This is a genomic window from Psychrobacter sp. M17(2026) (assembly GCF_055699815.1).
The window spans coordinates 551322-563840 of record NZ_CM146741.1; the positions used below are offsets into that span (position 1 = coordinate 551322).

Sequence of the window (12519 nt, forward strand, 5' to 3'; positions counted from 1 at the left end):
GATAACATAAGCACTCAAGGTTTTTATTTTACAACGGCTATTCGTCATTGCTTTTCGTCAAGCTGCTATCATAACAAGTCTAAAAATATAGGATAGTTTAACGTAGTAATCATTTGCTGCCTTCTTGTGAGTCTATGACTTGTAGTCGTTGTTAGTACATTTGCTGGCTTTTATTTATCGCTCAATGGATAGGGCGAATTTTGGAATTATTTTTATGTCTTTGGATAACAATAGCAAGCTGAATACTTTGGATCATATAGCAGATTCAGCGTTGATTCAGTTGGTCTATGTCAGTAGTCTGACGCTAAGCTCACGACTAAAAGCCTCAATATTTGATGAAGTAGAAGCGCATGCTCGTAATTATAATGAGCAACAAGGTATCACTGGTACTTTATGTTATGGCAACGGACACTTTTTACAATGTTTAGAAGGCGAAAAGACCAAGGTATTGGCATTGCAGCAACGTATATTCTCTGACAAGCGGCATAAAGATATAGAGATATTGCTAGTACAAGCCATCGATCAGCGTATCTTCATTGATTGGCGTATGCGTTTGCTGTTTTTAGAGCGTTGGTTATGGTCACCTGCCACCAAAAGACAGGCTGTACAATTAGCACCTTTTTTGCCTTTTGCTCCGTATAGCTGGACATCTATACATACAGAGCAGTTTTTACAAATTATAAGAACGTTTGAAAAACCACCACATATCAATGCTGCTGGTATAACTTATAATGCCTTGGGTAATATGGTTCGTCATATAGCAGCGCCTCATCAGGCTTTTTTGGTCGTTCAAGGGTTTTTAACCTTGCTGCTTATGATAGGCATATTTATTCTATTTCTATAAAATGCATAATAAACCCCAAGGTTAAAAGCGTCTTTTAAATAAACCTTACTTTTAGTTCAGAGAATTTATCAAGCGTTTAACATGTATATTATGGACGGCTCATCTATTGTAATTGCTTTGTATTAGCTATATTATTTATTATAGCTAATTGTTAAGATTTATAATCTACCCTCATTATGAATTCTAATTTGCTTAACGGTAATCGCAGGTAATAGTCATAAGCTTATTATCTCTATTAAAAAGCTAATTTTGGGATTATTCATCATGAATTTAGATAGCAGTGACTTAGACAACAGTAACTTAGACAAGAATGATTCAGATAAGAATAATATAGAAAAAACACTACAAAAATTATCAGATACGGCGCTAGTTCGTCTAGTCTACGTGAGTAGTGCTACTCTAAAAACTCGTCTAGATAGGTATATAGCGGAACATATAGAAAGCCACGCCGTTGTTTATAATAAGCAGCACGGTATTACTGGTATTTTATGTTATGGCAATGGCCAGTTTTTGCAATGTATAGAAGGCAGTAAAGTTGAGATAGTAGCGCTGATGCAAAAGATTCGTGCTGACAAACGCCACGACGGTATCGAAATACCTCTATTACAGCCTATAGATCAGCGTATGTTCGATGACTGGCGAATGCGCTTATTGTTTCTAGAGCGCTGGTCATGGTCGGCAAGTACTAAGAGTCAAGCCAACAGGTTATCACCCTATTTACCATTCACACCTCACAATTGGTCAGCTGAGCGTCATGAGCAGTTTTTAGAAACGATTAAAACTTTTGCGGCTTCACCAAGTATCCATGCTGCAGGTATTACTTATAATGCTTTAGTCAATATGTTCCGCCATATTGCTAGCCCACATCAAGCCTTTTTAGTGGTCCAAGGGTTTTTGGCCATACTACTCATTCTAGCTTTATATCTAATAAACTTTTGATTTAGCGTAGTCATCTTCTCCTCTGAACGACTCGTTGCAAGATAGAATATTTAAGCCATAAAAAAGACGCTAGCCTTCAGGGTTTAGCGTCTTTTTTGTGGCTTAATACGAACTACATATCAAAAATCTTACCACGGTTCATAATATTATTAGGGTCGAATACTTTTTTGACTTCTCTTAAATATTCAATCTCTGTTGCGCTACGACTGTATTGTAGATAAGGCTTTTTGGTCATGCCGACACCATGCTCCGCAGACACTGAGCCGCCATATTTTTGTACCGTCTCAAAGACGTATTTATTGACGATTTGACATTCCTCAAAGAATTCATTTTTACTCATAGCGTCGGGCTTGAGAATATTTAGATGCAGATTACCATCGCCAATATGACCGAACCAGCAGACTTCGAAGTCAGGATAATTACTACTGACGATATGATCGATATCGGCAATAAAGTTGGGCACATGGCTAATAAGTACGGAGACATCATTCTTGTAAGGGGTAAATACTGAGATAGTCTCAGAGATATATTCACGCAACTTCCACAGCTCCTCAGCTTGCGCCATACTCTGACTCATCACGCCATCAACGACCCAGCCTTGCTCCATACAGTGCTCAAATATCGCCATAGCCTTATCCATAATTGGCTCATAAGGCGCTTCAAACTCAAGCAAAGTATAAAACTTAGTCCGCGACTCAAACGGCTCTTGGACTTGCCCATGCGCCATCAGCTTATCGATAGCCGTATCATCAAAGAACTCAAAAGCAGTCAGATCAATTTTGGCTTGAAAAGCGGAGAGCACATTCATCACGTCAGTAAAGTTATCCATGCCGAGCACCATGACGCTCAAGTCTTGTGGCAAGCGCTCAAGCTTAATCTGCGCATGAGTGACCAAGCCTAGCGTGCCTTCACTACCGATAAACAATTGGCGCAAATCGTAACCTGTAGCGTTTTTGACCATACCGCGATTCAACTCTAAGATATCGCCTTTACCTGTGACTACGGTCAGACCCATAATCCACTGACGGGTCATACCATAACGAATCACCTTGATGCCGCCGGCATTGGTGCCGATATTACCGCCCATTTGGCTCGAACCTGCGGAGGCAAAATCAACAGGGTAGTATAAGTCCTTTGACTCCGCAAACTGTTGCAATTGCTGAGTGACTACGCCTGCTTCGATCTCAACCAAGCGATCGGCGGCATAAAACTGACCGATACGATTCATCTTATCCATGCTGACGACAATCTCACCATCAGCTGCAACTGCGCCTGCAGATAGCCCCGTGCGACCGCCACTTGGCGTCAATACGACTTTATGCTCATTAGCCAATAAAACGATAGCCTGCACTTGCTCGGTCGACTTTGGAAACACAATTGCAGCGGCCGCTGGCGCGAAATGCTTGGTCCAGTCTTTACCCCAATGCTCTAAACTCTCGCTATCGGTTTTGATCTGACTCTCATCAAATTGATGGTTATCAACGAGCGTATCTAGGATAGCCTGTACCGCAATAGTATTCGCAGCAGACGTACTGATTATCGTCTCATTGCTATTGTCTTGATTATCAGCTTGATCTGCGGCATGAGTACATTCGTGAGCAGGGCGGTTGTGCATGGTCGGTGATACAGTCATAAGGGTCTCAATGTATAGTTACCAAGTTTGAGCTAGCATTATTTTGTATATTATAGAGCGTGTTGTAGTTTACCGTGAATAATAACAGACCGCTAGCCTATATAGAGAGAACACAAAAGCTCATTAACTTGATTGGATAGATTTACGCATAAATTCAGGAAAAAACTTAAGTAAAAAATAGTAACTATTTATTTAAGCTTGTCCCTAACATCATGGGGTTAATTTGTGTAAGATGATTGCATCATTTTTCTTTGCATTCGTGCAACTCACCTTAGTTAATTATAGGACAGTTTTCATATGGCGCTATCACTACAAAAAGACAAGATCCGTTTTTTATTACTCGAAGGCCTGCACGAGAACGCCTTAAAGGTATTAGAAGGAGCTGGTTATAGCAATATCGAATATCTAAGCCATGCGCTTGATCAAGATGAGCTGATCGAAAAAATAAAAGACGCCCATTTTGTTGGTATTCGTTCGCGTACTCAGTTAACTCGTGAAGTACTTGAGCATGCCGAAAAGCTTATCGGTATTGGTTGCTTTTGTATCGGTACGAACCAAGTTGACTTGGAAGCGGCTCGCGAGCTAGGTATTCCTGTCTTTAACGCGCCATACTCTAACACCCGCTCAGTTGCAGAATTGGTATTAGCTGAAGCTATTATGCTCTATCGTGGCATCCCTGAAAAGAATGCGACCGTCCATCGCGGCGGCTGGGGTAAGTCAGCTACTAATTCGCATGAAGTGCGCGGCAAAACTATCGGTATCGTCGGTTATGGTTCTATCGGCTCGCAGCTGTCTGTACTGGCAGAGAGCTTCGGCATGAAAGTTATCTACCAAGATGTGGTGACCAAATTACCCCTTGGTAACGCTGAGCAAGTAGCTAGCTTGGAGGAATTATTAGGCAAGGCGGATATCGTTACCTTGCATGTGCCTGATCTACCAAGCACACGCTATATGATGGGCGCTAAGCAATTTGCGCAGATGAAAGAGGGCAGCTACTTTATTAATGCTGCTCGCGGTACTTGTGTTGAGATTGATGATTTGGCAGCGGCATTAGAATCTGGCAAGATATTGGGCGCGGCAATCGATGTGTTCCCAAAAGAGCCAAAGTCTGCGGATCAAGAGTTTGAATCGCCACTGCGTAAGTTCGATAACGTGATCTTGACGCCGCATATCGGTGGCTCAACGCAAGAAGCACAGGCGAATATCGGCTTTGAAGTCGCTGAGAAGTTTGTCAGCTATTCAGACAAAGGTGATACGGTAACGGCAGTGAACTTCCCAGAGGTTTCTATTCCGTTCAAAGAAGGCACCCATCGTCTATTACATATCCACAAAAACGTCCCAGGTGTGCTATCACAAATCAACCGCCTGTTCGCTGAAGCGCATATCAATATCTTAGCGCAAAGCCTCATGACGGAGGGTGATGTCGGTTATCTGATCATGGATGTCGACTATCAAGACTCTGATGCCGCGCTTGATCAATTAAAAGACGTTGAAGAAACTATTCGCGTACGTATCTTGTTCTAAAGTTAAGGCACTTTTAACCAATGGCAGATAATCCTTGAGATTGTCTGCCATTTTTTATGCTATAGCTTATGTTTCTCAGAGATTAAGATTAGCTTACTCATTATTATATTAATTAACATTTTCTTGACGATGAATTAATTTTGACAACTTATACTACACAACTGATGAGCTCTAGTGTTTACTATTTTTATGAGCTTCACAAAGTTAATTTCAAAAAAAATTAGTATCAGAAATTAGCGTTAGAACAATAAGTGATCAATAATAAAATAATTTGAACGATTAATAGGATTTTTATGACAATGAATATATTAAAAGCTGCTGCTTTGGGTGGCGTATTAGCTATGACTGCAACTGCCAGCCAAGCCGCTAGTCAAGACGATTATCAGTTATCAAGCCACATTTTAGACATAAGCACGGGTATGCCTGCGCCAGATGTTAATGTAAAATTGATGATGCAAGAAAACGGTGAGTGGAAACTGCTTAACGAGCAAAAAACGGATAGTAACGGCCGTATCGGTACTTTTTTATCGAATGCAGATAATGCCGACCACGATGGTACTTATAAATTAATTTTTGAGACTTCACCGTACTTTCGAAATAAAGGTTTAGAGTCTTTTTATCCTTATGTCGAAGTGAACTTCAACATCGATGACGACAATCATTATCATGTACCTATTACTTTATCTGCTTATGGATTTAGCACTTACCGTGGTAGCTAAATCTTGAGCGGACTAGATTCATAGTCCTCATAGAAGAGATATAAAAAAAGAGAGGCGCTATTATTTATAGCGCCTCTCTTTTTTATGGAAAATTTAACGACTTAATTAAAATGATGTTTTGTCGTAGGGTGCTTTTTAAGCACCATTAATGAAGTTGTAAATCATAGATGGTGCGATGGAGAGCACCCTACGCGACTCTTTTACCTATGTTTTAAGCGAAAACTATTTGGCTTTATTCGCCGCGTCAGCTTTACGGCGAGCTTCAATCTTAGCTGCCTTGCGCTTTTCTATAACGTCAATTACATCGCTACCGATATGGACTTCTCCGCGCTTTAATGCCAATTGCATCTGATGTTCACGCTCACGAAAGCGTACTTTTTGCTCGTCAGTAGCCTTATCGATACAATGCGGGCAAGATTCGCCTTTGATATAAGCGCTAGATTGCATATCAGCTGCGGTGATCGGCATACGGCAAGCAAAACACTGCTCATAATCGCCCTTTTCAAGATTATGATTGACCGAGACGCGGTTATCAAACACAAAGCAGTCGCCTTGCCACATCGACTGATCTTGCGGCACTTCTTCCAGATATTTTAAGATACCGCCTTCTAAGTGATAGACCTCATCAAAGCCTTGTTGACGCATATAAGCCGTCGATTTCTCACAGCGAATACCGCCCGTGCAGAACATCGCGACTTTTTTATGTTTAGCAGGATCCATCTCTTTAGCGACGTATTCTGGGAAATCACGAAAGGTTTCCGTATTAGGGTTGACCGCGTTTTGGAAGGTACCGATTTGCACTTCGTAATCATTACGCGTATCGATCAAGATCACATCAGGATCAGATATTAATGCGTTCCAATCCTTGGGTTTGACATAGCGGCCGACGGATTGCAATGGATCGATATCTTCCACACCCATGGTAACGATTTCTTTTTTGAGTTTGACCTTGGTGCGATAAAACGGCTGCTCACTGGTATAGGACTCTTTAAAAGTAAAACTACCAATCGCTTCTATGCTACGTAAATATTCCAAAACATTGTCGATGCCTTGACGACTACCTGATATCGTTCCATTAATGCCTTCGCTGGCGATTAGCAAGGTACCTTTGACATCGTTAATCAGCATTATGTCTAAAATAGGCTGGCGATAATTCTCGAAGTCAGTAAAGCGAGTGAACTTATAAAGGGCAGCGACGACGACATTATTTACTTCGCTATCGTAAACAGTGGCATGGTTTGAGGGTTTATTATCTGTTTGATTACTGCTAATTTGATCGGTGCTGCTCATGTGTTTCTCCTGCTGGCTAAGTCGTAAACCTAGTGCAATGATGGATTAAATTTTTATTAAAAAGAGTAATAACATCTATCAGATTGTGGAATTGATAAATGCGGGCGTAGTGTAGCAAATTTTGACTAGGTTTTGGGGATGTCTTTAAGCGTTTTATTCTGCTGATTTATTTGCTGTAGGCTAGGTTTTTAACCCAGCGTCTATACTCTACAAAGTCTTAAATGGAGATTAAAAATTAAGCATATATTTGCTACTATTTACTGTCAAAAACTTAGCACTCCACAATGTTATGTGTATAATCAAAACTTAAGCCAACAGAGAGCTCTAAAAAATTATGAATAGTAAAAATGAACAGGAGCTATTAGAAATTATAGCCACGTATTTTCAAGAAAAAATATTTGATAATCATAGATTGACCGTATTAAAAACACATTCAAAGTTGAAATCATACAAAATAAATCCAATTCTTGTGAAATATTTATCCAAAGTTTTAGAAGATGATTTTACACCTTTAGGTATTGCTAAAGCTCTATATTATCCACGAGTTCTAGGAACTTCAATCAATACATCTTTTGGAACACGTATTCAGAATATGTTTGTAGAATTAGACTTAGCTCAAGGTTCGCTAATAAAAGGTATGGATATTGAGTTTGAGGATAAAACTGATGGACGTAAAAAATGGTGTCAGTTAAAGTCAGGGCCGAATACTATAAATTCTGAGGATGTCAATCCACTTCTAGCTAAATTTACAACAGTAACAAATTTAGCTAGAACTAACGCCATCAATTTAAATAATTCGGATCTGATTTTAGGAGTCTTATACGGTGATGAAAGCCAATTGAGCCAGCATTACAGAGCCATTGATAAACAATTTCCTGTTATTGTTGGGCATGAATTTTGGCATAGACTGACAGGTTATCCTAACTTTTATGAAAAATTGGTATCTAAGTTAGACTACCTGATTTTAAATATGGATTCGCATGACTTTTTTAAACAAGGCTACATAGCATTGGCGAAGGAAATCGAAGAGTCTTCGTTATTTGACTTCTCGTAATAAGCATTCAGTAATTTAATTAAAGAATAGCCCATCTCTTTGCCTAGGTTACAAGGAACAGCATTACCGATTTGCTTATATTGTTGAGACGTTGAACCCATAAACTCCCAGTCGTCAGAAAAAGTTTGTATTCTTGCGTACTCTCTAACGGTAAAGGGACGGGTCTCATCGGGATGACAGCGTTCGGTTTGTTTTTGAGCAGGACTACAAGTCAAGGTTAAACTAGGCTCATCCCAACCTATTCGTCTTGCCATACCAGTTTTTCCACCACCTAAATAGAAGCTCTTACCCATATACTCTTTTTGAATATCAATTGGTAAATCTCGCCAGTAGCCCTTAGGTGGAACTAGGTCAAGAACTTTTTTCTTATGTTCAGGATATTTTGCCCCATCTGAATGTGGAACATCTGTTTCATACAACGACCCTTTTTTGAGAGCGTCACTTAAATGATAAATTTTATTTGATGGTCTTGGATATTGATAACTTATATCAACATCTTTACGTACACCAACGATAAATATGCGTTCTCGCTTTTGAGGTACATTATAATAAATGGCTTTTAATACTTGCACGGGAACCACCCGATAACCAATTTCATCAAGAACTGAAATCATCCCTTCAAGGGTTTTTCCTTTTTCGTGAGAAAGTAAACCTCTAACATTTTCACCAACACATATCAGAGGCTTTACTTGAGTAACTGCCCGAGCAAAATCATAGAATAATGTACCTCTGGTATCTTCTAATCCCAATTTTCTGCCTGCATAACTAAAAGCCTGACAAGGAAAACCACCTGTCACAATATCTACTTGATCTCTATATTCAGAAAAATCAAATGACTTAATATCACCTTCTAATATATTCCAATTGGGGCGATTATGACGTAGAGTCTGACAAGCCCATTTATCTATTTCATTAAGGGCTACGCATTTGATACCAGCTTGCTCAAGACCAGATGCTAGACCACCTGCGCCAGCAAACAGTTCTAGAACAGTATATTCTTTATCAGGTTTGACAAAGTTGACTATTGGATCGGTTAATAACGTAGGCTGTAAAATAGCGTTGATATCCTTTTTTCTATAGACTCGATAGTTGCTCATAGGTTCACGAAAAGCAGGTAATTTGCCTTCATTGTCCCATCGACGTAGCGTTTGTTTGCATCTTCCAAGAATGATAGAAGCTTCTGCAATTGTATAAAAATTATCCATTCAAACATTATACATGGTTGTACAAAGGTTATAAAATAATTTTATAAACTATACGACCTAACCGATGATGAGATTGCCATTATCAAAGCCAGTTAATGTAAAGTTATTAATATTCCAAACAAAAAATCCAGCGCAAAGGCTGGATTTTTATTATCTGCTAACTTAATACAGATTTATTTACTTTGAAACCAAGTATCGGCTTTGCTGCGAGCACTAGCGATATCTGAGCTTGAAAGGTTCAAAGCTAATTGACCGATTTTGCCACGGGCTTTAGTACGTACCTTCTCATCAAGCATTCCATCACGAGCCGCTAAATCATACCATTTATAGGCATCAACTAAATTCTTTTGCTTCTCATCGAGTAAGGCTAGCGTATAGCTGGCACGGTTATCGCCACGCATAGCGGCCTTTTCTAACCATACTTTGGCTTGTTGTAGATTAGGCTGTACCCCTTCACCGCGTAGATACATAATCGCTAGATTAAGCTGAGCAGGAGCAACACCTTGTTCGGCCGCGCGCGTATACCATTGAATCGCTTGCTGAGTATTCTGCGCTATGCCTTCACCTTTTTGTAGACGCTTGGCTAAATAAAACTGCGCATGATCGTTACCTTGTGCGGCACGAGCAGAGAGATCGGCCATGCTCATCAGCTCAAAACGTGAAGTATCAAGCGGTACGTTTGAGATCAGTTCAGCATTAGCAAGACCTGCACAAGAGAATAGGGCAGTGAACAAGGCGGCTTTTAATAGCTTCATAGCGGCTCCGAGAGTGAGTCATAAATTAAAATCAAAAAAAAATAAAGTTATACCATAAATAGATATGGTGATAACTGATTACCTTTATATGATTTGAACTTATAGTTTTATGAATGGACTAGTAATAGTCGCTAAAAAACGAACTAGTCGTAAAAAATAAGTAGCAGTCAATATGAGGCTATTGACAATATTTAACTAGCTTAACACCCAAAGTTACCAAACTCAAATACTAATTACGTACATCAAGCTCGTTTTAGAGCATTAGTACTTAATAAAATCAATTGGTTACAAAATATTAAGGCTATAGCCATAAAATAAACAAGGTGTTTCAGTATATAAACAAAACTTTATATCAGCGTTTAGTGACTCTATAGATAGCCACATCAGCCAGTAAGTTCGGTGCTTGACGAATAAGTGCACTCATAAGTGGCGAATGACCCTTATCCGAATCACTCACCGCAAAGCGATTGATAATATGGATATCATGCTGAGCGCACAGCTGCTCAAAGTCCTTGAATGTACAAAGATGAATGTTAGGGGTGTCATACCACTCATAGGGCAGCGCCTCTGAGACAGGCATCATGCCCTTGAGTCCCAAATGGATACGGTTTTGCCAATGAGCAAAGTTAGGAAAGGTGATAATGGCTTCGCGCCCAACCCGTAGCATATCGAGCAATAAGGTATCAGGCGCTTTGACCGCTTGTAGGGCTCGTGCCATAACCACGGTATCAAAGCTATTGTCAGCGAAGCGCGCTAAGCCGTCATTAAGATCTTGCTCAACGATAGATAGGCCTTTGGCGATCGCTTCGTTGATTTTTTCTTCGTCAATCTCAAGACCATAACCGCTAACGCTCAGCTTATGTTGTAAGTGTGCGAGTAGCTCGCCATTACCGCAGCCCAAGTCTAATACATGCGAGCGCGGTGCAATCCAGCGCTCAGCTAATTGATGATCCATTCTCATGTACGCGCTCCTATAGTGGCTGTATTTTGCGCATCGTATTCATTGCTATTAGCATCAGTGTTAGACGGTGTCGTAATAAAAGGCGCTGTCAAAAATCCTTTAACAGCATCCATATAGCGCGGAATATCAAAAAGGAATGAATCGTGACCGTGTGGCGCGTCGATATCGACATAACTGACGGGTTTACCTGTCGCCATCAGCGCATTGACGATCTCCTGCGAGCGCTCAGGAGCAAAGCGCCAATCACTAGTGAACGACACAACGAGATACTGGCATTGGGTATGGGCAAGGGCAACTTTTAGATCATCGTGCTCATGCTGATGTTCTTGATAAACGTCAGCGCTATCGAGCGTGTCCTCTTCTATAGTCGTTTTCAGCGACGGCTCTGCTACTGGCGCTGTGGCTCTTCTGACCCGTCCACGAGTCGGGTCAAAATAATCGAGCGCTTTGGTCATCAATAGGTAGGTATTGGCATCGAAGTTTTCGCTAAAGCGCTCGCCTTGATAACGCAGATAGCTCTCTACCTGAAACTCGACATCATAGCCGTAAGTGAATTTGCCCGCTTTGAGGTCACGACCGAATTTAGCTTTCATCGCGTCTTCAGTCAGATAAGTGATATGTCCAACCATGCGCGCCAAGATAAGTCCGCGCCGCGGGTAAGTACCCGCTTGTAGATAGTGGCCGTCTTTAAAGTCAGGGTCTGAGAGGATCGACTGGCGAGCGACCTCATTAAATCCGATATTCTGTGCCGATAGCTTAGGCGTACTGGCAATCACCACGCAGCGCTTGAGACGTTCAGGGTAGTCGACCGACCACTGTAGCGCTTGCATGCCACCCATAGATCCGCCAACGATGGCATGCCAGCAGTCGATTTGCAAGCGATCCGAGAGCATCGCTTGGGTCTTGACCCAGTCCTTTATGGTGATCAGTGGGAAGTCGGGGCCATAGACCTGAGCATTATTCTTATTATTATTGACGTCATTGTTATTAGTACTAGCACTATTATCATCAGCGCTATCGCCATTAACATTAACATTATTAGCGTTAACACTGTCAGGGTTGATCGAGGTTGGACCTGTTGAGCCAAAGCAACTACCGATATTATTGACACATAGCACAAAAAACTTGTCAGTATCGATAGCTTTGCCAGGGCCAATCATATTGTCCCACCAGCCGCTTTTTTTATCATCAGGGCTATGCACTCCTGCCGCATGATGATTGCTAGATAGGGCATGACATATCAAAACTGCGTTGGACTTATCCTCATTGAGGACGCCATAGGTTTCATAGACCAAGTCAAAATAAGGCAAGGTGCGATTGCACTCTAAGGTGAGTGGCTCAGCGAAGTGTAGGGTCTGCGGAGTCACGATACCGACTGAGCCTTGCATACCTGCAAAAAACTCAGGATAGTCAGTAGAGTGATCATTGGGCTTGGACTCATTAACAAGATTAGGACGGGCTATCAAAGCTACCTCGCAGACGACAGTTAATAGTGATGTGGTGCTATTTGATAATATGGCAGTGCGGCAATGCAATTGCGATCAAAAGAGCAAGTATAGCTATTGTAGGGCGATGCGGTTATGAGTACAACCATG

At 41.0% G+C, this 12519-nt stretch carries 11 protein-coding genes; 5 read left to right on the plus strand and 6 right to left on the minus strand.

Annotated features, from left to right (window positions below; translation table 11 throughout):
• Nucleotides 1-214 precede the first annotated feature (214 nt).
• Nucleotides 215-844 carry a BLUF domain-containing protein gene (locus ACR63T_RS02365; RefSeq protein WP_472784650.1) on the plus strand — a complete coding sequence of 210 codons (630 nt, stop codon included), beginning with the start codon at nt 215-217 and terminating at the stop codon, nt 842-844.
• A gap of 264 nt (nt 845-1108) precedes the next feature.
• Nucleotides 1109-1783 (plus strand): BLUF domain-containing protein, encoded by a 675-nt coding sequence (locus ACR63T_RS02370; protein WP_472784651.1) that lies wholly within the window; start codon nt 1109-1111, stop codon nt 1781-1783.
• A 112-nt stretch (nt 1784-1895) separates the two neighbouring features.
• Here ACR63T_RS02370 and ACR63T_RS02375 read toward each other — a convergent pair whose 3' ends face one another.
• The gene (locus tag ACR63T_RS02375; RefSeq protein WP_472784652.1) at nt 1896-3416 is read right to left on the minus strand and encodes an FAD-binding oxidoreductase; all 1521 of its coding nucleotides are present in this window, start codon (nt 3414-3416) and stop codon (nt 1896-1898) included.
• A gap of 297 nt (nt 3417-3713) precedes the next feature.
• Here ACR63T_RS02375 and serA point away from each other — a divergent pair, with 297 nt between their 5' ends.
• Nucleotides 3714-4940 carry a phosphoglycerate dehydrogenase gene (gene serA, locus ACR63T_RS02380; RefSeq protein ID WP_472784653.1) on the plus strand — a complete coding sequence of 409 codons (1227 nt, stop codon included), beginning with the start codon at nt 3714-3716 and terminating at the stop codon, nt 4938-4940.
• A gap of 293 nt (nt 4941-5233) precedes the next feature.
• A complete protein-coding gene (gene uraH, locus ACR63T_RS02385) occupies nt 5234-5659 on the plus strand; it encodes a hydroxyisourate hydrolase (RefSeq protein ID WP_472784654.1) in 426 nt (141 codons plus the stop codon).
• Nucleotides 5660-5881: 222 nt separating this feature from the next.
• Here the strand turns inward: uraH and trhO are convergent, their stop codons facing one another.
• Entirely contained in the window at nt 5882-6949 is a 1068-nt protein-coding gene (trhO, locus tag ACR63T_RS02390) for an oxygen-dependent tRNA uridine(34) hydroxylase TrhO (protein WP_472784655.1), read from the minus strand.
• A 334-nt stretch (nt 6950-7283) separates the two neighbouring features.
• On the opposite strand from trhO, the gene ACR63T_RS02395 reads away from it, so the two are divergent.
• A complete protein-coding gene (locus tag ACR63T_RS02395) occupies nt 7284-8003 on the plus strand; it encodes a PmeII family type II restriction endonuclease (protein ID WP_472784656.1) in 720 nt (239 codons plus the stop codon).
• On the opposite strand, the gene dcm is transcribed toward ACR63T_RS02395, so the two are convergent.
• From dcm to metX, 4 genes are all read right to left on the minus strand, one after another.
• The gene (dcm, locus tag ACR63T_RS02400) at nt 7949-9208 is read right to left on the minus strand and encodes a DNA (cytosine-5-)-methyltransferase (RefSeq protein WP_472784657.1); all 1260 of its coding nucleotides are present in this window, start codon (nt 9206-9208) and stop codon (nt 7949-7951) included. The genes ACR63T_RS02395 and dcm overlap by 55 nt on opposite strands.
• Nucleotides 9209-9381: 173 nt before the next feature.
• Nucleotides 9382-9963 (minus strand): tetratricopeptide repeat protein, encoded by a 582-nt coding sequence (locus ACR63T_RS02405; protein ID WP_201571633.1) that lies wholly within the window; start codon nt 9961-9963, stop codon nt 9382-9384.
• A gap of 352 nt (nt 9964-10315) precedes the next feature.
• Nucleotides 10316-10924 (minus strand): methionine biosynthesis protein MetW, encoded by a 609-nt coding sequence (metW, locus tag ACR63T_RS02410; protein ID WP_201571635.1) that lies wholly within the window; start codon nt 10922-10924, stop codon nt 10316-10318.
• Nucleotides 10921-12312 carry a homoserine O-acetyltransferase MetX gene (gene metX, locus ACR63T_RS02415; protein WP_472785216.1) on the minus strand — a complete coding sequence of 464 codons (1392 nt, stop codon included), beginning with the start codon at nt 12310-12312 and terminating at the stop codon, nt 10921-10923. The genes metW and metX overlap by 4 nt, the downstream gene beginning before the upstream one ends.
• Between the last annotated feature and the right edge of the window lie 207 nt (nt 12313-12519).